This is a genomic window from Brevibacillus sp. HD3.3A, from assembly GCF_013284375.2.
Lineage (GTDB): Bacteria > Bacillota > Bacilli > Brevibacillales > Brevibacillaceae > Brevibacillus > Brevibacillus parabrevis.
In genome coordinates, this window is record NZ_CP085874.1 from 741012 (window position 1) to 767664 (window position 26653).

A 26653-nucleotide genomic window follows, 5' to 3' on the forward strand; every position below is an offset into this window, starting at 1 on the left:
TACGCTTCCGATGGTATCCAGTATAGATAACATGTATTTATCGAATAGTTCGTGATCTCCATCTGCATCATGTTTTAAATCTATAGAACTTATTAAATGTTTAATAGCTGCTAACCGAAGATCTGGATTGTCAACACCTAACTGGACAGTCTTTTTAAGGGCATACTCCTAGCTTCTACAGGAGTACGGTAACCAAGTGTTCCGTGAATACGGTGTTGATTGAACCAGTGGACATAATCATGAAGTTCAAGATCGAGTTGCTCTTCTGTTTGAAAATGAGATTGGTTTGCGAATTCCGTTTTGAAGATTTTGAAAGTAGATTCGGCAACGGCGTTATCATATGGGCAGCCTTTTCGACTGAGTGATCGCGTGATGCCGAATGTCGTCAATGCATCGGAAATGAGTTTATTGTCAAACTCTTTCCCACGGTCAGTGTGGAACATTTGAATACGATCCAGCCGTACCTGGATGCTTGCAATAGCTTTGTAGACCAGCTCAGCTGTCTTGCGAGGGCCGCTGCTATAACCAATAATCTCTCGATTAAAGAGGTCAACAAATAGACATACGTAGTGCCACTTGTTGGCTGCCCGCACGTACGTCAGATCACTGACGACTACAGCGTATGCTTCGTCTTGAGCAAATTTGCGCTGTAATTCATTCTTCACCTGTGATTCATTCGAATCCCTTTTGAGAGGCTTGTACTGCGCCACTGTGTAGGCGGACACCAGTCCATGTTTTTTCATAATCCGACCGATCTTACGCCGGGAGGCGGTGAGTGATTTCTTTCGTAGCTCGACTTTGATCTTGCGCGTTCCGTAGTTGTTACGACTCGCCACGAAAATGTCGATGACCGCCTCCTCCAATTGCTGTTCTTCCTCGTTCTCGATGGAATCGGGCTTGTAGTAATAGGTGCTTCGTGGGAGTTGTAGGACGTTGCACATTGCTGATACCGAGTATTTGTGAGCGTTATTACGAATCACATTTACTTTCGTCCCATGATCAGCGCGGCTTGCTTTAAAATATCGTTTTCCATCTTCAGTCGCTGATTTTCTTTCCGTAACGCGATAAGCTCATTTTCTTCAGGTGTTCGATTCGCTTTCTCCGTAAAGGAACCTGTGTTTTGGCTTTGAGAAATCCACCGATCTAGCGCTGATGCGGTGAGACCATACTCTTGGACGATGCTCGTCCTTGATTTTCCATTCTCGTATAGCTTCACCATTTGTTGCTTAAACTCCGCTGTAAACGTACGTCTTTGTTTTGGCATAATAGATCCGCTCCTTCATTTCTCTCTATTCTACTAGCCCTTATTTTTTCTGTCTAATTTAGTGTAGCCGATCCACATTGAGGACCCGAGGAACGAGGGGACTGAAACGCGGGTTGGACAGCGGTGATTAGCAACTTGAACCCAGGTTACATTGAGGACCCGAGGAACGAGGGGACTGAAACACTCCAAACAATTCCACTTGGAGGTCTTTTATTGTGTTACATTGAGGACCCGAGGAACGAGGGGACTGAAACGTACGGCAGGGATAGCTGCAACTCACCGTTCTTTACCTGTTACATTGAGGACCCGAGAAGTAAGCAGACTGAAATGGCTGGCGCTTATCGTCGCGTCCGCACTCTTGTGTGGTTGCATTAAAGACCGAATAGTGCTGTTCCGACATGTAGATCATGAAAGCCACCGTTAAGTTGAGCTATGCTCATTAGAAGTCCTGAATGGAACGGCGGAGGAAAGGAATGCAGGGGAAAAGCCACTGCTTGATAACGGGCTGGCACTGATTGATGTTCACATGTGCTAAAGCAGGGCAGGGCTTCCAGCGTTGATGGAAGGCAGTTCTAAGAGTAAGGCAAGTTGATTTCCAACAGTGGTGTTGAGAAGATAGACACTAAAAAAGGCACGGAATTGATCACCCGTGCTTTCCAAAAGATGCGATTTGATGAATAAAGTAACGCTCAATGCTAACTCCTATGCTTATTCTTTGGCACAGAGGTACTTCCTCTTCCGCCTAAACGAAATATTTGAAGTGAAGATCACTGTATAATAGGCAAAAGTAAATGCCGTCTGGGTGAAAATAAAAAACGAAAGCAGCATGAAATCGATTTGGGATTCATGTTATGTTCTGAAAGCTTAAACAGTAAGTTGGATTGCTCCCCATGAAGAAATTTGGAGCGTTCAAGTGGCGGTTGAAGTTATTTTATGTAGTGGATGAAAAAGGCTTTTTGGATGCTAGACCGTTTAAAGAAATGTATAGATGAGATGGAGGATAATGTTTTATTATAAACATGAGAGCGAATGGTTACTCTTTAGCGGGGAAAAATAAACAAGATGAGCACAACGTGATTTTCGAGGATCGGACGTGATTTTTGACAGAAAATGAATCCTCGAAAAAAGAGTGGTTTCTTGTTGGCGTTGAGTATGAGGAAAGCCTTGTCACGACTGGGGTTCAGCATGCCAGTCGAAGTCGGTTACATCGAAGACCCGAAAAGTTAGGGGACTGAAACTTGACAAAATTCATACAAATCCGATTCTGACATGCCGTTACATCGAAGACCCGAAAAGTTAGGGGACTGAAACATAAAACGGTGGAGCTGCCGAATGGTTACGCGATTGCGTTACATCGAAGACCCGAAAAGTTAGGGGACTGAAACGTGATTTCACTTTGTAGGAGGGGAGTTTTCATCGAAAGTTACATCGAAGACCCGAAAAGTTAGGGGACTGAAACCTGCTGTGATCATCACAACTCCCAAATTTGTCAGCATGCAGTTACATCGAAGACCCGAAAAGTTAGGGGACTGAAACACACAACATACGACAAGGACATAACCACCGTCTTGCCTGTTACATCGAAGACCCGAAAAGTTAGGGGACTGAAACTGGCAAACACTTCTGCGATTGTCAGGTTATCAGTCACGTTACATCGAAGACCCGAAAAGCTAGGAGACTGAAGCTTCCAGCAAGCCAGTCATGATGCTTGTCCTTGACGGCGTTACATCGAGAAGAGAGCGTAAAAAGTTTTGTGTAAATGGTTAAACTTCCCATTAAGGAGATGATCATTTATGCAAGACAAGAGAGACATGACCATCAAGGAGTTAGCGAAGGATTGCCGAACCATCGAGGACGTGCACATCATGCTAAAAGATTTGTTCCGTGACACCATCCAGCAGTTGTTTGAAGCAGAAATGGATGACCATTTGGGCTATGCCAAACATAGTGCCGATGGTGATCATTCAGGAAATAGTCGGAATGGGTATAGCAAAAAGACGCTGAAAACAAAGTTCGGCAATACAGAAATTCGTGTCCCCCGTGATCGCAACGGCGAATTTGAACCTCACATTGTGAAGAAGCATGAAACAACCACAAATGGCTTGGAGGAGCAAATCATCGCACTCTACGCCAAAGGTATGTCTACTCGCGATATTGAAGAACACATGAAGGATCTGTATGGGATCGACGTGTCTCCTACGATGGTCAGTAAAGTAACCGACAAGATTATGCCGATGGTGGCAGAATGGCAATGTAGACCACTTGATCGAGTCTATCCGATCGTGTTTCTTGATGCCATTCACTTCAAAGTTCGGCAAGAGAATCGTATCGTTAACAAAGCAGCATACAGCGTTCTTGGCATTACTATGTCTGGTCATAAGGACATTTTGGGCATTTGGATCGGCGAGCACGAAAGTGCAAGCTTCTGGCTCAATGTGTGTACAGAGCTGAAAAGCCGTGGTGTAGAAGACATTCTCATCGCCTGCAAGGACGGTCTTTCAGGGTTTTCTGAGGCGATCCATGCTGCTTTTCCGAAAACCCAAATTCAACTGTGCGTCATCCACCAGATTCGTAACTCTATGAAATATGTTCCGTTCAAAGAAGAAAAGTTAGTCTTGGCAGATTTAAAGAAAGTCTATCAAGCCCTTACGTTAGAAGAAGCTGAGACTGCTTTTTCTACGTTCAAAGACAAGTGGGGAAAGAAGTACCCCATCATTATTCGCTCCTGGGAAAACAACTGGCTCGAACTGACCGCCTATTTCAGCTATCCCCCAGAGATACGCAAGATGATTTATACGACGAATATCATCGAGGGCTATCATCGGCAACTCCGTAAGGTCACAAAGACAAAAACGGCTTATCCATCCGACGATGCTCTACGGAAAATCATCTATCTGGCTACCGTTGAGGCATCGAAGAAATGGACTATGCCGCTTCGGAGTTGGAAAGAATGTATATCGCAACTTGCCATCCATTTTGGAGATCGATTGCAAGGGGAACTGTCCGCATAATCAACTGTTGAGTCGGCTTGACATGGAGCCTCTGCGGGCATGATTTCTTGCGATTGGGCGATGCCAGTAAAATATGCATCGCATGGCAAGCGAGCCTATCATGCCCGCCACTCCATGTAAAGCCGTTGACGTAACTGTCCACCCGTTAAAAACCCATTTACACAAAAAAATTTACATTCCCATCGAAAACTCAAATACAAGTAAACTAACCCCAATCCCCCTATGAGGCCCCTCAAGAAAATCTTGTAAAATGCTTCTGCACAATTGCAAATGGCACCCCAACTTGACACAGCCCCCTTCCCAGCTCTCGTTGTATTGCTGAAAATAATCGAATTTCAATCCCCTAACTTTCCAGCTCTGTCATACAAAAGTAATCAGGTAAGGTTACCCCTCGACTGCGAGGTTAGTTTCAGTCCCCTTGCCACCCACCTCCCTCCCCCAAAAATCCCCCCTATATATTCCTTTTCCACCCCACTCATGCTATATTATTAGGAAATAAGTCCCATTTCCCCATCTTTCGACAAAATGCCTCGCAATGTTTCACAAAACACCCAATACTCAAACACCTTTTTACCCAAACCAAACCCAATCTAAAAACCCAAAGACACAAGGCTCTCTTTCAGTAAAAGTGGCAGCGGGACTTCTATTTTTACGGATCGGCAAGCCGAGTGTCTTTTTCATGGAGGTGGAAAGCATGTCGAAACTCGTTGAAGTACAAGCGGAGGAGCTGCGCAAGGACGGGATTCCTCTCGCCTACGTTCAGGCGTTTTTGCAGGCAGCGAAGAAAAACGACTCGATTGTCATTACACGCGCGCCTGGTCTGGCAAGCGAAGGGTTGCTCGCAGAAGGGTACGATGCAAAAGGAAAACAGATTCAAGCTATGCCGAGCAAATCGGGACCGATGACTGGTTTTGTGTGCCTCGATCCTTTGCTGAATCCGGATGGCTTGCCAGGATGGTTGGCGACACAAAAGCGCAACAAGCAGTCCCTAAGCAAAAAAGAGGGAGAACAGGCTTGCTCGGCAAGTCCGTTGGTCATATCGGACAAGCGTTTGGACTGGCTGATAAACGAGCAGAAATGGAAGGCGAACAAAGAGAGCGAGAAGCTTTACAGCGGAACCGTCACATTGCCTGCCAAGGAAGGGGGAGCCGGGGAGGCGACTGCTTTTTCGGTTGTTCTCGTCAAACAAAAAGAGGATCGCTGGGCGCTCTACTATGACGTGTTTGCGGCATATGGCTTGAAATACGAGGCGGACTTCGAGCAAGATGCGGTTTCGACCCTCGCAAATGCTTGCACGAAAATGCTGGGCGAAGCGATTAAGGAAGAAGGCAAGCAGGAAGTTGCCGCGTTTTTCAAAGAGATCAAGAAGTATCTCGAAGCGGACAAAGCTTTGGAAAACCCGTATGCCCATTACCGCCCTGTGTATGGCCTGACAAATCCTGTGGCGCCGTATGCTGAGGACGAGAAATATCGGAATTGTGTGACCAACGATATTGGTTTGTTTTCCATCTGGCCGAAAAAGGCAGAGCGAGTCAAAGAGCAAGTAACGGCCATTACCAAGGAGCTTACCACCGCCATTTTTCCCGCACCAAAAGAAGGGCAGGGCGCCAAAGTGCCGGCATCCCTGACCCGTTTCGCTCTGACTCCGGCAGTCGGGCGGCCTGTCATCGATTCGACAGACAGCCTAATTGCGTTTTCCCCCAACGGTCATGTATATCGCCTCACAGATACCAAACAGCTTGCGGAATGGATCAACGAGTGTCACGGATCGGGCTATACCATTTTGCTTGAAGAGAAGTGGAAAAATGATTGGCTGCCGCATGTAAAAGAGGTCCAGGACAAAGTAACCTGGTCGAGTTTTTCGGGCGAAGGAAAAGAAGCGCCAGCAAAGGACGGCAAAGCCGAAGAGAGCAAAGAGAAGGAAGCGCAAGAGAAAACAACAAGCAAAGACATCAAGATGCAAGCGTTGAAAGAAAAGGAAGAACAGCTCGCCATTCGCGCAAAAGAAATAGAGCTGTTGAAAAAAGAAAAAGCGTTGGACGACGAAGCGGCCAAGCTGCACGACAGCAATGATCTGCGGCAAAACTTGATCAATAAAGTAAAGGTAGCGATCCCTAAGCTGATGGGCAAGGAAGAGCTGGGGCCGACATTGAAAGACATCAAGTCGGATGACTTCGCGAAAAAAGAAGACACGAGTCTCATTCAACTGAGCGTCATCAAAGAGAAGAAAGACCCGCAATTGAGCGACTTTTTCATGCTTCATAAAAATTTGCGCGACGATTTGCTGGATCGCACCGGGTTTTTCCGCGGCATTGTGATCGACTACAGCTACCCGGAGATCATGCAGCAAAGTTTTCGCAACGTATTGGCGAGCACTACGGAGCAAGTCAAGCAGCAGGAGATTGTCCCAACGGAAGTGTACTACCGCAAACCGAGATATTCGGGGTATTTCGATAATCAGTACACGTTTTCGGAGTTGGTTCACCAGCTTCAGAAAAATGGCGTCTCCAACTTCGGCGCATCGCTCACGATCGCTGCGGCTGTTCCTTCTTTCGGTGCCGGCGTCGGGGTGGGCTACTCGCAATCCGATGAAAAGAGCACCAGTTCTTCCAAGCAAGCGAAAACGGTGTACATTACCAGCAGCTATTTGCTGCCAAAGGTAGAGCTGTCGTTTAACTACTTGGTGCCATGCGCCAGCGAAGAGTTTGTCAGCGAGATCAAAAAACTGCTGGCTTCCGCTAAGAAAGATTCGTCTAAGGCGAGAAGCTTCCAAAGCCCGCTTGACCGTTTGTTGCTTGTGTTGAAATCGTTTGGGCATTTTGTGCCGACTACCAGCACGCTCGGCGGCAAACTGATTGCCAGTGACGCCAAAGAGCTGCAACAAACGAGCGATGTCAAAGATGTCGTCAGCAAATATGCGGCAGAAGCAAAAATATCTTTGAAAAAGATGGGCGTGGGAGTGGAGGCGGAAACGAACTATTCTTCTGGAGAGCGCGAGCAGCAGCAGGACAAAGCCAAGAACGAGAGCCAGTCGATGACGTTTACCGCGATTGGCGGAGAAGGCACGTTTATTAGCAATGCCAATGAATGGGCCAACTCTGTAGCTCCTTATACCGAGTGGAGCCTGATCAGCTCTGACGGCTTGCTGCCGAGCATCGATTTGCTCCCGGCTTCTTTGTATGAAGCTTGTGTCAACTTGTTGAAATCGGAAGTAGAGACGTTGACAGCCCAGCAGCTCATGCAAAAAAACGCCCATTTCCTGTTCTACGGAAAGTATTACGATTTGATCGGCAAGTACGCGAAAAAAGAGTATTTCTACATCGCCAGCAAAAACAAGCAAGTGCTTTCCTTGGAGGATGCCAATCCTGTGGATGGTACAAAAGTCGAGCTGGCTGTCGGGAAAAACGGCGATCACCAGCTGTGGCATATGTCTCCGCTCGGACATATCGTCAGCAAAGCATCTACGGACGAGACGGAATATGTGCTGACAATGCCGGAAGTCGTTTCGGAAGAGGCATTTTTGCCTTTGATTGTCTCAGTAAAAGGGCGCTCGCAAAATCAGGTATGGGATGCGAAAGGCGGCCGCATTTTGCTGAACAATCCTGCCGTCAAAGGCGAGTACACGGTGTCCTTGCGCGATGACGACAAAGTAGGCGTCGCTGCCAAGAGCGCGAACGCGAACAACAGCACTTACGCCCAAACGTGGACGATGATCCAGGCGGCTGAACAGGAATTTGCCCAAGAGGCTGGACAAGAAGAGGTGTACTTTGTCATTTCGAGCCGATATAAAAAAGGCTATGTCATGACAGTGCGCGACGGAGAAGGCGGAACGGCGAAAGAGCAGGCTGAGATTGTGTTTGCTCCGCATGTGAGCAGCCGCAATCAACTGTGGTATACGAAGGAAAACAGCGATGAAATCTACAGTGCGCTTACCAGCTCGAATGGGAATCCGTTTGTGTTGGCAAATGTCAACAACAAGCTGGTGCTTAAAGAAAAATTTGCTCTGAAGACGAAGACGGATCACATGTGGGAGTTTACCAGCGATGGACTGAAGCACACCAGATCAGGGCAATACGCGATTGTCGAAAAGGATAAGGATACGCAAGGTTCTCCGATCGTTTTGGCAGAAAAAGGGGATTGGCGAACATTGAGCTGGGTGAAGCAGATCGTCGCCCAAAATCCGGCAGATGCTTATGCGAAAGTGTGCAAGACGACTTCCTCCCAGGATGGACTCGATCTTGGATTGAAACGGTTGCTCGTGTCCACAGCTCCGCTCGCCATCAACGGGAAAATAAGAGGGATCGGATTTGTTTGCCGGACAGGCGGAAGTACGCAATGGGACATGCTGGTTCCGCGAGTGTTTGTCGAGCGTGACGGTCGGAGGACGTGGGTGGAAGAAACGCGTTCGTATGACGAGTTGCGCAACAGCGGTCAGTATTTTGATTTCGAATATTCCCAGTATATCGATGAAAATCCGCTGTTGCTTCCGGCTAATCAGAACATAAAGGCGTTTTCGTTCTACCAAAAAGGCGGCAACCGGCTTGCGATCAGGGTACAGGCAGACAATGGCGAATGGCTCGAAAATACGAACACGAGCAACGATCATTATTTCCACGTTGGAGATACCAAGGTTACGTATCAGTCATTCGTCAATGACACCGCAGCAGAGACAATCGGCTTGGCTTTTGCCAGAGTCGACAACAGGCTTTACATCGAGACGATGACTCGGGAAGCAACGAGCGCCGAGGGGTATTTCCGCTTGCAGAGTCAGGTAGGGGACAAGCTTTTCCTGACGTTGAACAGCGACCGGAGAACGGTTAACTTGCAAAAACTGGCTCCAGGCAATGAGCAACTATGGCGCATGACAGCGGATGGATATATCGAGTGCCGCACTGCGAATCGCTCCGGGGAGAGGCTCGTATTGGATCATCCGAACTCTCCCAATCCGGTGTACGCTTTTACGATCAACGACGGGAAGACGCCCAATCAGCTCTGGGAATGGAAGGACGGCAAGCTGATCTGCAAAAAGGAGCCTGAGAAAGTGTTGAGGGCGAACCACTCAAGCGGAAGAGAAGGCACCCAGGTAATACTTTTGGAAGACGACGGAAAAATGTCTTCTCTGTGGGTACAGAAGATGGATGGGGTGTCGGCAGGTTTGGATAGTTAAGCTGGTCTAGGAAAAAAATATCCCGTCCCACTTGGCAAGAGTAGGACGGGATTTTTGCGTATGCGTAAAAATTTTTGATAAGTGCTTAGCCTCTGGACGGAAATTCGCCGCTCAAGCAGATGATGAAGTTTTGGGCGATAAACGGTTGCATGTTGTTGTGAGGTTGCGAACCGCCTGTTACGTTCAAAGCCATAGGAGACATTGGGACATTGGGAGTTGGATCGTAGTAGAGCGGTGCTCCGGAGAATGGATCTGGCTCAGGAGTTGGAGCCCAATAGCCATTTGTCGGAACAGTGGAATTGCCGGGATCTACAGTTGCCTGCGGGATGTGAGTGTGGGCAGGGATTTCGCTTGTCAACAGTGTTTCGTTTGCATTGCCAACTTTTTGTCCTACTGTACGATTGGTTAAACCGTATCCCTGACCTTGATTCATTACAGCGCTCCCCATCAAGTTTGGGAGAGCAAAGGTGGTTTTTCCATCTCCACCGTACTGAACTCCAAGAATGGAAAAAAGGGCAGTGTTTTGTTGAACGCTCATAAGCTGGCCATTACACAGCGCCCAGCCTTTAGGGGCGAAGTTTCCTGCAAAGATACGAATTTCTCCAATATAAGCATCTGCCATATGTACCGCCTCCTCTTAGTTTCTGCTTGGATATATTCCTTGGATGGCAATGGCGTAGTTCATTACCAAATAAGGCTGCATGTTGTTATGGGGTTGACTTCCACCGGCTGTGGACATTGTATTGGCATTCATTTGCTGGAGATTTGCCGCCGGACCGTATGCATTGGCTACTGCTGCCCAAACGTTGTTAGCCGCAGTAGAGGCTGTTGGTTCGAGAGATGAACCGGCTACTTGATGGGTGTGTTGAGGCATTTCATTGATCGTTAAGGTATGATTGGCTTCACCTTGCGCGGTACCGAGCGGAATAGTAGAACTTACATGAATCGGTGTGCGTCCCCGGTAATCCGGGAGGGCAAACGTAGTTACTCCATCTCCGCCATATACAGCGCCGAGCAAAGAATAGAGCGCCTGATTTTGATTGATATTCAAGATCTGACCTTCGCAAAACATCCACCCGCGCGGGGCGTAGTTATTGGCAAACAAGCGAATTTCACCCAAAAACGGCTCAGACATGGTAGAATACCTCCTTTTATTCTCTTTCACTGCTGCTGGATACTATGGCTGCGGCGGGAAGACTCCGTATAAAGAAATGATGAAGCTGATTGCGGTCGTAGGCATCATGTTGTTATGAGGTTGTCCCCCTCCGACGGGAGAGACTGACTGGGGGTTCATGTTGCTAAGTGCGCTGGAAGTCTCAACGGAATAAGGGGACATAGGATTTTTGCTCCAGACATTATTGGCAGGAGTATCATCGTTCTGGTAGTCAGCAATTGCATTGACCGTATGCGTGTGAACTGGCAGTTGATTGCTGACCAATGTGACGGTCTCTGTGCCGCTCTTGCTGCCTCGGACGTAATTGGAGTTCGGGTGGACCGGAACTCTTCCTTGTAAATCGGGCAGGGCAAAGGTTGTCTGACCATCTCCGCCGTAAGTCGTGCCAAGCAGGGCAAAAAGTGCTTCGTTCTCGGCTATGCTCAGTAATTGACCGTTGCACAATGCCCAGCCTTGTGGCGCAAAGTTGCCTGCAAACATGCGGACTTCTCCAAGATAGGATTCACTCATACGGGTCACCTCTTGATTGTTAAATTATTATAGAAGGCCCTTCATCAGATGATGTCGGAGTCCATTCCATGCCGATATGAAATCCTGAGCTGTCAATCGTCTGAAAACCTAGACGCTCATACAGGTGTATCGCTCGATTTGTGGGTAATACGCTCAGGTGCAAGGGCCGTGAAGTGTCGGCAGCTTCCTGTTGCAGCTCACGAATCAGCGTGCAGCCAATTCCTTTATTGCGATGATGGGGAAGCAGAGAGATGTCGACGAGGGTAATCTTTGTTTCGGTTCGCGCAATCATGATTCTGCCAGTTGGAATGTTCTCGGAGAAAATCAGCAGATGCTCCGCGTCAGGGTACTGGGTCGAGTAGGAATTTTTCTGGGCAAGAAACTGTAGCTGCAAAAACTGTTCCTGCATCTGCTTGTCCCACCCCCATGCTGCAAGTTCATCTGCACGGGTGCTTATGTACAACTGAAACAAAAAAGCTTCGTCTGTTTTCTCAACCGCTCGTTTTTGAATCATGGCTCGTTCCTTTCGAAATGATCGAAATGTTTAGAGTTCTCGTCTGGCTAAGGAATACGTTCTTTGTGAGGCATTTGCATGAGGGGAAACAGTTAGCAATGAAGTTGTAGGGAACATGAGATGAAAAAAAGTTTGTGAAGAAACTAAATGTGAATATTTAGGTCTAAAGGAACCATAATCTACCTTTCAAAAGTAGCACACATTTGAAGGGGGAGGGAAGAGAGAATTGAAAAAAATGATGAATCTTGTAATATTAGGATTTTGAGCTTTTTGAATGGAGTATCAACTTTAGATTGAATTTAAGGGATTTTTTGTCGAAAAGTGGCCCGGACAAAGATATAATGGTTGTTGTACATCTATTTAGGCATTTGCTGGAAGTGTGCTTGAAATGCCCAGAAACAGCATCATGAATGAAGGCGAGGAAAAAAGTCCTGCCTTTCATCGGCCACGATGTTGCCTTTATTTTATTGAGGGAGGTTTTGGGGGAGAGAAAAGAGTGCTAGTTCAAACTTACAGGGAAGGGGAGGGAGTATGAAAGGAAACTATTGTAAAATACGAACTTTATCAAAAATGATACTGGCTATCCTATTAATTTTTACCTCTATGCAATTCAGTTCCATGGTTTCCACGGCGTCTGCCGGATCATGGGCAGAGGTTAATACAGGGTTGGGTAACTATAATTTGAAGCTTGGTTACCACAATGGTACTTGGTTAGCATTTGATACACAAAGGGACTACGCTTTATCAACAAACGGAACGACATGGTCGAAGGCAGCAGATCCATTTGGTTGTGCTGTCAATGCTACCTATCATTTTAAAACGAAATGGATAGCGGCATGTTCGGAGGGAAAAATTTTCACCCTTAATGAAGGTTTGAACCCGGTAGTAGCTGGAAATTGGGTGTCGAATAATACGGGAGTGGGAGTTGGTGTCACTTTTTCTGAAATAGCCAGTGATGGAAGTAAAGTAGTGGTTGTTTCAAGTAACTCCTCAACGGTTCTTGTCTCAACGGACGGGCAAACATGGACGCAACGTACAGTAGCTGGGATCACCGGATTCAACTCGGTTACATATGGAGAGGGCCAATACATTGCTGTAGGTAAAGCAACGGGTGGTGCTTTTGTTATTTATTCCTCTGGCGACGGAGAGACATGGCAGAAGGTGAACACTGCAAGCCCGACAAAGCAGCTCTATGGTGTCGCATACGGAAACGGAGTGTTTGTAGCCGTTGGTTTAACGGGCTACTTGTATGTTTCTGATGATGGAGTCAACTGGACAGTTAAGACACCACCAGCAGGCTTAGGAGCGATTTCCTATGCAACCGTGACTTTTGGTGAAGGCCATTTTTTTGCAGGCGGAACGAGTCAGACCATAATCAGCTCGCCAGATGGCTCCACTTGGTCGGCAGAAAATACAGGTGGAAGCAAATCAGTATCGGCCGTGAAGGTTGGAAATGGCAAGGTACTGGCAGCAGGAGGTTCAGGATTACTTTTGGTAGGAAATGCTCCGATTAGCCAGGCGCAAAAGCCAACAGCGAATCCGGCAGGCGGAGAAGTAGCGGCAGGGACAACAGTAGCGTTAAGTACGAATACAGCAGGAGCCACGATTCACTACACCACAGACGGAAATACCCCAACAGGAAGTAGCCCCACGTACAGCACACCGATTCCCATCAACAGTGCGATGACGATAAAGGCGATTGCCGTGAAGGCAGGCATGACGGACAGTACAGTAATGAGCGAGAGTTATACCATCATGCCGCAGGCAGAACAGCCAACGGCGAACCCGACAGGTGGAGCTGTAGCAGCAGGAACGACGGTTGCGTTGAGTACGAATACAGCAGGAGCCACGATTCACTACACCACAGATGGAAATGCCCCGACAGGAAGTAGCCCCGTGTACAGCACACCGATTCCGGTCAACAGTGCAATGACGATAAAGGCCATTGCGGTGAAAGCGGGCATGACGGACAGCTTAGTGATGAGCGAGAGTTATACCATCATGCCGCAGGCAGAACAGCCAACGGCGAATCCGACAGGTGGAGCAGTAGCAGCAGGAACGACAGTAGCGCTAAGTACGAATACAGCAGGAGCCACGATTCACTACACTACAGATGGAAATGCCCCAACAGGAAGTAGCCCCGTGTACAGCACACCGATTCCTATCAACAGTGCGATGACGATAAAGGCGATTGCCGTGAAGGCAGGCATGACGGACAGTACAGTAATGAGCGAGAGTTATACCATCATGCCGCAGGCAGAACAGCCAACGGCGAACCCGACAGGTGGAGCTGTAGCAGCAGGAACGACGGTTGCGTTGAGTACGAATACAGCAGGAGCCACGATTCACTACACCACAGATGGAAATGCCCCGACAGGAAGTAGCCCCGTGTACAGCACACCGATTCCTATCAACAGTGCGATGACGATAAAGGCGATTGCCGTCTTGGCAGGCATGACCGACAGTACGGTTATGAGTGAGAGCTACACGATATTGCCACCGCCGCAAGTAGCGACTCCGACCGCAACACCAAGCAGTGGAGCTGTCCTAGTGGGAACCCCTGTCACACTGCAAACGACCACACCAGGAGCGACGATCTACTACACGACAGATGGCAACACGCCGACAACAAGCAGCAACGTATATAGCACACCTATTCCGATTAACAGTGCAGTCACGATCAAAGCAATAGCGGTTCTCGGAGGCATGACGGACAGTACAGTGATGAGTGAGAGCTACACGATATTGCCACTGCCGCAAGTAGCGACTCCGACCGCAACACCAAGCAGTGGAGCTGTCCTAGTGGGAACTCCTGTCACATTGCAAACGACCACACCGGGAGCGACGATCTACTACACAACAGACGGCAACACACCAACAACAAGCAGTAACGTATATAGCACACCTATTCCGATTAACAGTGCAGTCACGATCAAAGCAATAGCGGTTCTCGGAGGCATGACGGACAGTACAGTGATGAGTGAGAGCTACACGATATTGCCACCGCCGCAAGTAGCGACTCCGACCGCAACACCAAGCAGTGGAGCCGTCCTAGTGGGAACCCCTGTCACATTGCAAACGACCACACCAGGAGCGACGATCTACTACACGACAGATGGCAACACGCCAACAACAAGCAGCAACGTATACAGTACGCCTATCCCGATTACCGGAGCGGTTACAATCAAAGCCATTGCCGTCTTGGCAGGCATGACGGACAGCACGGTAATGAGCGAAAGCTACACCATAACCCCGTTGCCGCAACCGCAAGTAGCGACGCCAACGGCAGCACCAGACAGTGGAGCTGTCCTAGTGGGAACTACTGTCACGTTGCAAACGACCACACCAGGAGCGACGATCTACTACACGACAGACGGCAACACGCCAACAACAAGCAGCAACGTATACAGTACGCCTATCCCGATTACCGGAGCGGTTACAATCAAAGCCATTGCCGTCTTGGCAGGCATGACGGACAGCACGGTAATGAGCGAAAGCTACACCATAACACCGCTGCCGCAACCGCAAGTAGCGACCCCGACAGCAGCGCCAAGCGGAGGGGCAGTCCCATCAGGAACGATGGTCGCGTTGAGTACAACCACACCAGGAGCGACGATCTACTACACGACAGACGGCAACACGCCAACAACAAGCAGCAATGTGTACAACAACTCAGCCATTCCGGTCAACAGTGCGATGACCATCAAAGCAATTGCCGTGAAAGCAGGCATGACGGACAGCACAGTAATGAGCGAAAGCTATACCATAACCCCGTTGCCGCAACCGCAAGTAGCGACGCCAACGGCAACACCAAGCAGTGGAGCTGTCCTAGTGGGAACTCCTGTCACGTTGCAAACAACCACACCAGGAGCGACAATCTACTACACAACAGACGGCAACACGCCGACAACAAGCAGCAACGTATATAGCACACCTATTCCGATTAACAGTGCAGTAACGATCAAAGCAATAGCGGTTCTCGGAGGCATGACGGACAGTACAGTGATGAGTGAGAGCTACACGATATTGCCACTGCCGCAAGTAGCGACTCCGACCGCAACACCAAGCAGTGGAGCTGTCCTAGCAGGAACCCCTGTCACACTGCAAACGACCACACCAGGAGCGACGATCTACTACACGACAGACGGCAACACGCCAACAACAAGCAGCAACGTATACAGTACGCCTATCCCGATTACCGGAGCGGTTACAATCAAAGCCATTGCCGTCTTGGCAGGCATGACGGACAGCACGGTAATGAGCGAAAGCTACACCATAACCCCGTTGCCGCAACCGCAAGTAGCGACGCCAACGGCAGCACCAGACAGTGGAGCTGTCCTAGTGGGAACTACTGTCACGTTGCAAACGACCACACCAGGAGCGACGATCTACTACACGACAGACGGCAACACGCCAACAACAAGCAGCAACGTATACAGTACGCCTATCCCGATTACCGGAGCGGTTACAATCAAAGCCATTGCCGTCTTGGCAGGCATGACGGACAGCACGGTAATGAGCGAAAGCTACACCATAACACCGCTGCCGCAACCGCAAGTAGCGACCCCGACAGCAGCGCCAAGCGGAGGGGCAGTCCCATCAGGAACGATGGTCGCGTTGAGTACAACCACACCAGGAGCGACGATCTACTACACGACAGACGGCAACACGCCAACAACAAGCAGCAATGTGTACAACAACTCAGCCATTCCGGTCAACAGTGCGATGACCATCAAAGCAATTGCCGTGAAAGCAGGCATGACGGACAGCACAGTAATGAGCGAAAGCTATACCATAACCCCGTTGCCGCAACCGCAAGTAGCGACGCCAACGGCAGCACCAGGCAGTGGAATGGTCACACCGGGAACCCCTGTCACTCTGAAAACTACCACGCCGGGAGCGACCATCTATTACACAACAGACGGCAGCACACCGACAGCAAGCAGCGACGTTTACAGCACAGCAATTCCTGTAAACAGCGCACTCACGATCAAAGCCATGGCAACAAAGTCAGGCATGACAGACAGCTCGGTCATGACAGAATCTTACTCCATCTACGTACCAAGCATCGTGGTGACCAATGTCAAACCGGCTCCGGCGATAACTGGCTTGCCAAACGGCACGGCGAAAACAGCCTCCGCGCTAGGCTTGCCTTCGCAGGTAGAAGTGACGTTGAATAGCGGTGCAACGATCGAAGTAGATGCGGACTGGCTGGTAGCGGATGCCTCATACGATCCTGACAGCAAAGAAAAGCAGACGTTTACCGTTCACGGCAACCTGGTTCATCTGCCAGGCGGCATTACCAACCCGCAAAACTTGACAGCCAGCATTCAGGTGACCGTTTTAGCAGACTCGGCAAAAGAAACCGATATTGTCCGCGTGGCTGAACTGGCGCCAATCACGGGCCTTTCCAATGGGACGCCGAAAACGGCAGAAGCGTTGGGACTGCCTGAGCGGGTCGAAGTGACGCTCGATGACGACAGCAAGCTTTCTGTCAGCGTCGATTGGGCTGTCTCTGAAGCTGATTACGATCCCGAAAGCAAGGAAAGTCAAAGCTTTACCGTAACAGGAGAATTGGTGAAGCTGCCAAAAGGGGTAACCAACAGCAAAGATCTCACAGCCAGCATTCAGGTGCGAGTCCGTGCTGAAAATGAGCAGGTCCGCAAAATCGTCAAAGTCCGAAACCCGGAAGCGATCGATGATGTAAAAAACGGCACAAGAAAAACAGCCTCTGCTTTGGGACTCCCCGAAGAGGTCAGGGTAACGTTGGATGACGATAGCACACTTGAAGTCGAAGTCCGCTGGGATGTCGACAGCGCCGACTATGATCCTGACAGCGAGGAAAAGCAGCGTTTCACCGTGGAAGGGATTTTGGTCAACCTGCCGGATGATGTAGAAAATCCGGAGCGTTTGGGGGCCAGCGTCAAAGTGACTGTCAGGGCAGCGACGCGGGACAGAGAGCGTGACGATGACAAAAAAGATAAAGAGGAGCGGCGCAAGCAACCGGAAACAACTCCACAGGACCAGACGCGAACTGTCAAAGTCGAGGCAGGTAACGAAGGAATTGTGTTCGAGCCGCTTGAAATCGTACGCACTACCACCTCCAAAAACAAAAAAGCAGACGAAGTCGTCCTGCATCAGGAAACAGCCAAAGCCATTTTGCAAAGAGCAGAGCAAAACAAAAAAGACATCATTCGAATTGCGATTGATGATCTCCCGGGCAGTCCGGCTGATGAAATCTTGGTAACAGTGCCGACAAATGCCCTTGAACTGATCAAGCAGCAGCGGGTTGCGCTTGAGATTCGCACAAAAGATGTCGTCATTACCATTCCAAGAGAAACTTTGGCGATGTTGTCAGACGAGCTGTATTTCCGGATTGTACCGATTACCAATTCACAAGACAAAAAAGAGATAGCACAGCAAGCGATTGACGACGAGATCGTCCAGCGAGCAACGGGTGGACAGCAAGTACAAGTCGTGGGCAAGCCGATGACTATTGAAACCAACTACAGCAACCACCGAACGCGTGTCACTTTCCCGTTGGAGGATGTCGAGCTGCCGAAAAATCAGGATGATTTGCAGGTTTTCCTCTCTACGCTTGCCGTTTTTGTAGAGCATGCGGACGATGAGAAGGAGCTGAAGACAGGAACCATTCGTTACGACGAAAACGGAAAGCCTGTCGGTATCGAGATTGAAATCAGCAAGTTCAGCACGTTCACGATTCTCTCCTTGAAAGGCAAACAGTTGTATGTAGAACATCCGGCGTATATGGTCGGCTACCCGAACGGGACATTCCAGCCAAACCGAATCTTGACTCGTGCGGAAATGGCTGCGATGTTAGCGTCTTTCCTGCAAGAGACAGGTCAATCTGTTCCACAAGAGAACGGCGTATTTGCAGATGTAAAAGCTGGCCACTGGGCTGCAGCATCGATTCAAAAGGTGCGCGATGCCGGATTGATGAGTGGAGACGCCAATGGTTTGTTCCATCCCGAGGCAATTGTGACACGCGCGCAAATGGCAAGTATTATCGCCAAGTGGAAAAACTTGTATACGGCCAAAAGGGATCTGCCTTTTGCAGATGTACAAGGTCATTGGGCCGTATGGCAGGTTGCCGCTGTTGTCGAGCAAGGCATCATGAAAGGATATGTCGATGGATTATTCCATCCAGATCAGGGACTGACTCGTGCGGAAGCAACGGCTCTGTTCAATCGCGTAACGGGCAGGGGACCGCTTGAAGGCATGACGAAGATGATCTGGAAAGACGTTCCACAGACGCATTGGGCTTTTGCTGAGATTGCGGAGGCCACCATGCCGCATGCCGCATACCAGACCGCAGACGGCACGGAGCAACTCGCAGATACAAGCGAGAAGTAAACGGGACGTTTGGACAATGTAACGAGAAACGAGAAACGAGAAATGGGGCTGCCCTTAGTGGGAAGCCCCATTTTTGGGGAGAGGACGGATGATTCAGCAAAGCTGTTTCATGAACGTAGCCCTAACGCCCAGCACGATCACCTGCTTTTTACAGCGACAAAACGAAAAAATGTCAACAAACGGACAAATAAGTCATCTTGACATAAAAATAAATTTATGATATAATTTAATGTTTAAAATATTGATTATATCCCCATCCCTGCTATACTCCTCCTTGAAGCATACAAACCTGATTGGCAAAAGGGAGGATGTCTGATGAAAGAAAACCAGATAAGCCTGACTGCAATCATCTCTGCCTACATTCGCGGTTACCACGCCATGAACGAGACTCCTAAAATTTTTGACGATTTTCTGGCTCTGGCTCTGATCCCGGAGGAACGCCGTACACTTATCGAGCAAGGCTTTGCGAGCGGTCCCACATCAGGAGCGGGCGCCGGGGAAATGACTACGCTGCCTGCCCTGCTGCAAGCGATGGGCTTGCCTCAGGTGGTCAGCCGGGCACGGTATACAGAGGAGATTTTGGAGCAGGCTGTAGAGCAAGGAGCAGAGCAGTACGTGATCCTGGGTGCAGGGCTGGACACGTTTGCTTTCCGGCGTCCAGAACTGCTGGAGAAGCTTCACTTGTTCGAAGTCGATCATCCGGCGACGCAAGCTTTCAAACAGGAACGGCTGGCTGAACTGGGGTGGGAGATGTCTCCTCAGCTGCATTTCGTTCCGGTGAATTTCGCCAAAGAAAGCCTGGCAGAAGCGCTTCGCCGTACAGCATATGATCCGCAAAAGAAGACGGTTGTTAGCTGGCTTGGGGTCACGATGTACCTGTCACGAGACGAAGTGCTTGCGACACTGGGCTCTATAGCCGAGACGACACCTGCGGGCAGCTCGGTCATTTTTGATTACTTCACTCCCACCAATACAGAGCTGATTATGCAGGCTGAATTGCGAAAAATCGGCGAGCCGTTCCAGACGAGCTTCGACCCGGAGGAGCTTGCACGCGATCTTTCCCGCCTCGGTTTTTCCCTCCACGAGCATGCCAGTCCAGCAGTGATCCAGCAGCGCTATTTCCAGGGACAGACCGATTATTACGCCAGTGAGCACGTGCATTTTGGCTGGTTCACGACGACGAGATAGCATATCAAGCATGACTGAATAGCCCCGTTCTTGCCTAGAGCAGATGCCTAGGACAGAGCGGGGCTTTTTTGTGCCTTAAGCTTCGAGATTATGGATGATGAGACAGGAAAAGCGCGGGGTCTTTTTCGCGTTCAGATGGTGCCCGGCCAAAAGCCCGATCGAGGCTGTACGCATACGTGTAGCTTCGGCACAGCAACAAACCGAAGGCGCTGGTGTAGAGCACGAGACTGGTCAGATTCATATTTCCTGACAAAATAAAGTTGATATGCATGAACAGACAAAAGAGAATATCTTGTTTGATAAACAAACCGACCATTAACAAGATGCCGATGGCAATCTGAACGACCGGAATGACGTAGTTGAGAAACATGACGTGATTCAGGGCAATTTCATTGATAAAAACTTTGTAAAAATCGGGCGTTTGCGGTTTTTGTGCGGCCTGAACCAGATAGTCGTGAAGAAATATGCCTGGCTTGGAGTACCAGGACTTTTCCGTAATTTTGGTCAACCCGGCCAAAAACCAGCCTACTCCGAATAAAATACGCATCAATAGAACGAGATACGGAAACGCGTACAGCTTGAACAGCGCTGCTGACTGCTTCAAAAAAATCACCCCGGCATGAATTTGAAAAAATTGCCGTAGTTGAAAAGTATTATCATTCACGCGGGACATCCAAATTTTTATACAAGGTCAATATATTTGTCAAGAAAGATTTTTCGAAAGCAAAAAATTTACATGTAAAATATTTCTTGACGGATGTTGAGGACAGGAGCATAATGATTCATGCCTGTAGTTGAGAAGGATTATCATTTTCAGTAAATGACAGGGATACGCGCTGCGAGCCCTGTTTTTTTGCGGCATTATTGATAATGATTATCGTTATATGTTCACTCTTGATCATTATTTATGAAAAAGGAGCAATAGAAATGAAAAAGAAAACGATTTGTCACGTGGCGATCTCGACAGGCTTCCTCCTGTCGGCAGTTGCGCCACTGTCACCAGTAACTGCGTTTGGCATGTCGAAGAGTGCCCAGACGTATGCAAGTGCTGTAGAGTCTCACGTTGCGCCCAGTTCCAGTGAGAAGCCGTTCGCGATTGCTTCTGCGTCAGCGGTAAACGGTCTGATCAAGGTTGCATTCACGGGCAAACAGGAGAAAAAACCTGTGCAAGGCGATTTCAGTCTGGCGCTGGACGTGAACGGCAAACGGCAAAAAACAGTGAAGGTAACCAAATTTGCCTGGGATGAGCAGACATCCACTGCGCTGATCTCCTTCAGTCCGCTTGCTTTTTCCACGAAGGAACAAAAAGTAGATATCGCTATTTCCTACAAAGGCAATGAATCCGTGACAACCAGCTATGAGCTGGCCCGCAGGCAAGAGCGCATGGAGAGTTTGTCTGTCGAGTACATCGGGGCAGACGCCGAACTGGCACTTGGAACCGAAGATGACCGCATGTCTTTGGTGGCTGTTGCCAGAGATAAAGCTGGCCGACAAGTGAAAGATCCGTCTGTTGTCTGGAAATCGGGCAACGAGAAGATCGCTGTCGTTGACAGAAAAGGAAATGTGCGCGCGGTAGGTGTGGGAACGGTAAATATTACAGCGACATCCGGCAAGAAAACCGCTTCGCTCAAGCTGGAGGTAACACCGGGGAATGCATTGGTGACGAATCTGGAAGCGGCCAATGGATTTGTCTCCATGAAAGTGCATGATGCTGCTGACGGCATGCCATCTGCTGATGATTTTACGCTTGCGACCACCATTAACAAGAAACAGAAAAATGTGTCCGTCTCCCGGGTAGACTGGAACGAGGAAACACAGACCGCTACGCTAGTATTCGAGCCGATTGAACCTGCCAAAAGAGATCAGGAAGTAGGTATGGCTGTAACCTATAAAGATTACGAGGCCAGCGCGAAGCCATTTACGGTGGCAAGAACAGGCACGAAGCCGCAAAAAGTAGAAATCATGCACTTTGGCCACGACGCGATTTTGCATGACAGTGATGCCGAGGATCGCTCCCTTGCGTTGTGGGCTGTGGCAACCGATCGTTCGGGTCGGGTTGTGAGCGGAAACGACGTGAACTGGAAAATCGCGGACGACGCGGTAGCGACGATTAGCGAAAACGGTGTCGTTACAGCGAAGGCAGCCGGAACAACGGAAGTCACGGCGACGATCGCGGGAGTCTCTGCTACGATCGCGATTGAAGTGAGCGCAGGAAAAAGACCGCAGCTGGTGCTGGGCCAATCTCGCGTGACAGAGTCCGCGTCCAATGACGGGCAAATTGCTGAACAGTTGGAAGTAACATTGACAGCTGGAACGTTTGCACAAGATATTGCAAACGAAGATGTGACGGTAGCGAAGCTCCCTGCTGGCTTGAAAGCGAATGTTGTCCGCGTAGATGACCAGAAGCTGCGCATCAGCTTCACGGGAAAAGCAGAGCGACACACAGCTGGCGATAGCGTTTCCCAGCTCAAAGTAACGGTAGCGAAAGAAAAAGTGAGCGGCGCGTCCCGTGATTTGACTACCGATTCGTTTGCAGTTCAATTTTTGGATGCGGTCATTTCGCCAACGACTCCGACTACGCCAACCATCCCGGTTGATCCGAACAGCGAGCTTGCGCCGAACAAAGCCGCAGGCACATTCAACAAATCGTTCCAGCTTTCCAGCTTCGGTTCATATGGGCCTAACAGCGGTTTGACTACAGTGAACGGAAACATTGGCATCAGCACGAACGCAGCAGGCACCATTACTCTGCAAAATCTCGATATTCGCGGAACGGGCGGAAGCAACGGCAGTCTGGTTGTTGATGCGAAGAATGCTACGGTCATTTTGCAAAACGTCAAAGTAAACGGCGTGCAAGTGCAAAACGTTGCGGTGGGAACGCTCGATGTACGAGGAGCCGGAAGCGCGATCCAGCAAATCACGATTACGGACCCGGATGGCGGCAGCGTGAAAGTGGACCCGAACTCTTCCGTTCAGCGACTGGAAATCATGTCCGGTTCCACGCAGCAACCGATCAAGCTGCAAGGAACGATCGCAGGGGATGTTGTGGTCAACGGCAACTCGTTTGTCCAGCTCGATACTGGGGCGAAAGTCGGCAAGCTGGAAGTTGGAAGCACGGTAACAGATGCCAAGCTGGACATTCGCGGCGCATTGGGAGAGCTGAGTCTGGGTACAAGCAGCCTGACATTTGCAAACCAAGACGCAAATGAACTGCTGGCACTCATCGAAAAACTGACGGCAACGCCGAATGTCGATCTGGGAAGCATCCAAATGGGAGCGCACTCCCTGAACGATCTGAAAACAGCTTTGGACAAGCTTGCTCTGGTGAAAACGGCAGTCGAAGCATACGAATCGCTCGCACTCGCTACCGCGGAAGACATTCAGAAGGCGGTTCAGGATGGCGGACAGGCAGCGCAAGCAGCATTGGATGCAGCGAAGCAAACAATGGCGCAAGCCACAACCATTGCCGAGTGGCAAGCTCGCATTGATGCGCAAACAGCGAAAATTGATGCAGCTTCCAAAGGACAGCCAGTACCGAACACGGATAAAACGATTGTTAGCGTACCAGAGGTTGCGGAAAAATCGTACGAAAACCACACCCCTGCCTATAACTTCGAGCTTCCGAGCTGGGTAGAAGTGACCTTGAGCGATGGAACAAAAGCAGAATTGTATGTGCGTTGGGACTTTAGCGCGTACGATCCTGATTTGTCCAGCAAACAGACCTTTACAGCCGTAGGTACACTGCGAGGAAGTTCTTGGAGCGCAGAGCTGCCAACAGGTGTGAAAAACGCGCAAAACCTCAAAGCACAGGCGAAAATCACGGTTGAGGGTGCGATGCAAGTCATGAGCGTAGCTTCCGTGCCGATGAAGACGAACGTTGAAAACGGAACTAACTTCTATCAGCTTGGTCTTCCGAATGAAGTAACGGTTACGCTCAGTGATAACAGTACCCAAAACGTGGGTGTTACATGGCAGCAAGGCGATTATGATCCACAAAATCTGGCAGCCCATGTTGTCACGATCAAAGGCCGTCTGGGAGATCGCTACGGATTGCCGCGCGGGATCAAGAACGACCAAAATGTCGAGGCGGAAATCCAAATTTCTGTCAATGCCGCACGGGAAATCGAAAGCATTACGCCAGTCCAACTCACAGGTGTACTGAGCAGAACGGCGAAAACGGCAAAAGCATTGGGCTTGCCGGAAACCGTTGAAGTCGTGTTGTCCGGGGGCAAAAAAGTAGCAGTGCCTGTTCAGTGGGACGTAGCAAGCACAACCTATGATCCTGCCAAAGCAACAGCGCAGACATTCGAGGTCGAAGGCAACCTGACGAACATTCCGGATGGAATTGTTCCAGGCAGCACACTGAAAGCGAAGGCTACCGTTGCGACTGGAGATGCCGTGCCGATTACCAATGTAGCGACTGTAACTGTTGCGAATGTACCGGGCGGAATCAGCAAAACGTATTTGGCCGCTTACTTGCCGAAACAGGTGGATGTAACTTTGCAGGACGGCAAAAACGCGAAAGTAGACGTAACATGGGATGTAGAGGGATCGACCTACAATGATTCAGATGAGCAAGAACAATCGGTAGTCGTGACAGGTACGCTGGTAAACCTACCGCCAGGAGTAGCGGAGAACAATCAGACTGCGACGGCAAATGTTACGGTTCAAGCAGTTCGTTATGTAGAGAGTGTCGATTCGGTCTCCATCAGCAGCATTGCCAACGGGACGAACGCAACAGAAAAAGGCTTCAATCTGCCGACACATGTAACGGTAAACCTGACGGACAACAGCACGATTCAGGCTGACGTGAAGTGGGATTTGCAATCGGTCAATTACCAAAAACAAGATAAAAATGCACAAAATGTAACGGTAACAGGCAGTCTTTTGAACTTGCCGACAGGGGTCAAGGCAAATCAGTCTGTGCATGTTGAAGCAACGGTTCATGTAGACGCAGAGGTTGCACTTGCGGACAGCACAGGGGTGGTTCTGTCAGATGTGGTGACCAGACAGGAAGGAGAGGCGACAACGGAAGTTCTCGGAGAATACTTCCTGCCGCTTTCCGGTACGGTTACAGGAGCAAACGGACAGCCGATCAACGGCCCGGGAACCGCACTGCTCGTACTGAACATGTCGATCAACGGAACGGATGTAAACACGATTGATTACTTGAATCGCAAACTACCTTTGAACATGAAGCTGTATGTCGGATGGGATACAGAGCAAATGCTTTCGGAAGTAGCATCCGTGTTGACAGCAGCGCTTAAACATCACCCGGAAGGAAACAACTACCAAGTAATCATGTCTTCTGATCCGGCGGGAATCATCATCAAGCAAATGCCAGGCGCTGGCGATGAAGCGACTGTGCTGATGAGCGTGGTGGAAAATGGCTCCGGCTCGGCTGTAGAAGGCTTGACGTGGGGGTCGTTCACCACAGTAAGAGAAGGGCATTACGGGCATAAGGGCGAAAATGCGATCTTCCGGGTTAGAGTGACCACAGGAGCTGCCGTTACAGGGAAGGTCATCCTGCACGTTGCGGACGGCCAAGTTGATAAAAAACTTGCCGTTGCCGTACAGGCAAACGACAGCGCCGAACAGGTGGCGGAAAAAATCAGACAGGCAGTCGCTGACGATTTCGAATTGAACAGCATCTATCATGTCGCGATTTCCGCAAATTCGCTGATGTTCGAAGCGAAAGAAGCGGGCGAGAAGCATCTGGCCGTAACGGTGGAAAACGCCGGAACGCCGACCAACCCGGGCACGCCGACTGATCCAGGCACGCCAACCGATCCGGGAACCCCGACTGATCCAGGCACACCGACTGATCCGGGCACGCCGACTGATCCGGGCACGCCGACCGATCCAGGCACGCCGACTGATCCGGGAACGCCGACCGATCCAGGCACGCCGACTGATCCGGGAACGCCGACTGATCCGGGAACGCCGACTGATCCGGGAACGCCGACTGATCCGGGAACGCCGACTGATCCGGGAACGCCGACTGATCCAGGCACGCCGACCGACCCAGGCACACCAACCCCTTTGCCAGAGCTTGGTGCCCATTTGGAAGCTTCGTCAGATGAGTACTTCTCCAAAGTTGTTCTGCCTTCCGCAATTGATTTTAACAACGTGCGCTACTTGAACACGATGTCGGACAGACAGCCAACTGATAAGTACAAAGCTGGCGATGCCGTTCCAGATGATGCGAAACAACTGCACGAGTCAGGGGAGTTCCGCGGAGTGCCCGGCATGTGGTTCATTTTGTTCGAGGTCGACGCGAACAATAAGATCGTGAAATACCAAGAAATTTTGATAAAAGACGAAGACGTGAACTTGCCGAATTGGGACTAATCACGCATAAAAACCCGCTTTCTGCCATGCAGGAGAAAGCGGGTTTTCTCTTTTTTGCCTGAAGATGAAAAAGCTGATTGGCAATACTTGTCCGCCCACA

The 26653-nt window shown here is 49.7% G+C and carries 11 protein-coding genes and 1 CRISPR repeat array; of the genes, 5 read left to right on the forward strand and 6 right to left on the reverse strand.

Going from position 1 to position 26653, the window contains the following annotated elements:
* Nucleotides 1-137: 137 nt before the first annotated feature.
* Nucleotides 138-1264, reverse strand: a protein-coding gene (locus HP435_RS03925) for an IS3 family transposase (RefSeq protein ID WP_370641091.1) whose coding sequence is annotated in 2 segments (ribosomal slippage) — nt 138-1018 and nt 1018-1264 — 1128 coding nt in all. Because the reading frame shifts where the segments join, the coding sequence is not laid out codon by codon here.
* A gap of 1201 nt (nt 1265-2465) precedes the next feature.
* Nucleotides 2466-3023: a CRISPR direct-repeat array (repeat unit 37 nt; unit sequence GTTACATCGAAGACCCGAAAAGTTAGGGGACTGAAAC).
* A gap of 34 nt (nt 3024-3057) precedes the next feature.
* Here HP435_RS03925 and HP435_RS03930 point away from each other — a divergent pair.
* A complete protein-coding gene (locus HP435_RS03930) occupies nt 3058-4275 on the forward strand; it encodes an IS256 family transposase (RefSeq protein ID WP_173600261.1) in 1218 nt (405 codons plus the stop codon).
* Nucleotides 4276-4969: 694 nt separating this feature from the next.
* Complete coding sequence (locus HP435_RS03935; protein ID WP_173600203.1) at nt 4970-9442, forward strand: anthrax toxin-like adenylyl cyclase domain-containing protein; 4473 nt, start codon at nt 4970-4972, stop codon at nt 9440-9442.
* Nucleotides 9443-9527: 85 nt separating this feature from the next.
* On the opposite strand, the gene HP435_RS03940 is transcribed toward HP435_RS03935, so the two are convergent.
* The 4 genes from HP435_RS03940 to HP435_RS03955 are packed head-to-tail and all read right to left on the reverse strand — an operon-like array spanning nt 9528 to nt 11640.
* A complete protein-coding gene (locus HP435_RS03940) occupies nt 9528-10064 on the reverse strand; it encodes a phage tail protein (protein WP_122965903.1) in 537 nt (178 codons plus the stop codon).
* Between the two features lie 15 nt (nt 10065-10079).
* Nucleotides 10080-10577, reverse strand: a complete 498-nt coding sequence (locus HP435_RS03945) for a phage tail protein (protein ID WP_063231213.1) — start codon at nt 10575-10577, stop codon at nt 10080-10082.
* A gap of 42 nt (nt 10578-10619) precedes the next feature.
* Nucleotides 10620-11126: a phage tail protein gene (locus HP435_RS03950; protein ID WP_063231212.1), complete on the reverse strand. Its 507-nt coding sequence runs from the start codon at nt 11124-11126 to the stop codon at nt 10620-10622.
* A 19-nt stretch (nt 11127-11145) separates the two neighbouring features.
* Nucleotides 11146-11640 carry a GNAT family N-acetyltransferase gene (locus HP435_RS03955; protein WP_063231211.1) on the reverse strand — a complete coding sequence of 165 codons (495 nt, stop codon included), beginning with the start codon at nt 11638-11640 and terminating at the stop codon, nt 11146-11148.
* 1161 nt (nt 11641-12801) lie between these two features.
* Here HP435_RS03955 and HP435_RS03960 point away from each other — a divergent pair.
* Together HP435_RS03960 and HP435_RS03965 are read left to right on the forward strand one after the other, a co-directional pair.
* A complete protein-coding gene (locus HP435_RS03960) occupies nt 12802-19014 on the forward strand; it encodes a chitobiase/beta-hexosaminidase C-terminal domain-containing protein (RefSeq protein WP_229049816.1) in 6213 nt (2070 codons plus the stop codon).
* 315 nt (nt 19015-19329) lie between these two features.
* On the forward strand, nt 19330-20202 hold the full coding sequence (locus tag HP435_RS03965) for a class I SAM-dependent methyltransferase (protein WP_173600199.1): 873 nt from the start codon (nt 19330-19332) through the stop codon (nt 20200-20202).
* A gap of 88 nt (nt 20203-20290) precedes the next feature.
* Here HP435_RS03965 and HP435_RS03970 read toward each other — a convergent pair whose 3' ends face one another.
* The gene (locus tag HP435_RS03970) at nt 20291-20806 is read right to left on the reverse strand and encodes a DoxX family membrane protein (protein WP_229049817.1); all 516 of its coding nucleotides are present in this window, start codon (nt 20804-20806) and stop codon (nt 20291-20293) included.
* A 323-nt stretch (nt 20807-21129) separates the two neighbouring features.
* Here HP435_RS03970 and HP435_RS03975 point away from each other — a divergent pair, with 323 nt between their 5' ends.
* The gene (locus HP435_RS03975; RefSeq protein ID WP_229049818.1) at nt 21130-26553 is read left to right on the forward strand and encodes an Ig-like domain-containing protein; all 5424 of its coding nucleotides are present in this window, start codon (nt 21130-21132) and stop codon (nt 26551-26553) included.
* Nucleotides 26554-26653 lie beyond the last annotated feature (100 nt).

What these genes read in the sequence shown, in the direction of transcription:
- HP435_RS03930 (WP_173600261.1), top strand. Translation starts at nt 3,058, where the DNA reads ATGCAAGACAAGAGAGACATGACCATCAAGGAGTTAGCGAAGGATTGC.
- HP435_RS03935 (WP_173600203.1), top strand. Translation starts at nt 4,970, where the DNA reads ATGTCGAAACTCGTTGAAGTACAAGCGGAGGAGCTGCGCAAGGACGGG.
- HP435_RS03940 (WP_122965903.1), bottom strand. Translation starts at nt 10,064, where the DNA reads ATGGCAGATGCTTATATTGGAGAAATTCGTATCTTTGCAGGAAACTTC.
- HP435_RS03945 (WP_063231213.1), bottom strand. Translation starts at nt 10,577, where the DNA reads ATGTCTGAGCCGTTTTTGGGTGAAATTCGCTTGTTTGCCAATAACTAC.
- HP435_RS03950 (WP_063231212.1), bottom strand. Translation starts at nt 11,126, where the DNA reads ATGAGTGAATCCTATCTTGGAGAAGTCCGCATGTTTGCAGGCAACTTT.
- HP435_RS03955 (WP_063231211.1), bottom strand. Translation starts at nt 11,640, where the DNA reads ATGATTCAAAAACGAGCGGTTGAGAAAACAGACGAAGCTTTTTTGTTT.
- HP435_RS03965 (WP_173600199.1), top strand. Translation starts at nt 19,330, where the DNA reads ATGAAAGAAAACCAGATAAGCCTGACTGCAATCATCTCTGCCTACATT.
- HP435_RS03975 (WP_229049818.1), top strand. Translation starts at nt 21,130, where the DNA reads ATGAAAAAGAAAACGATTTGTCACGTGGCGATCTCGACAGGCTTCCTC.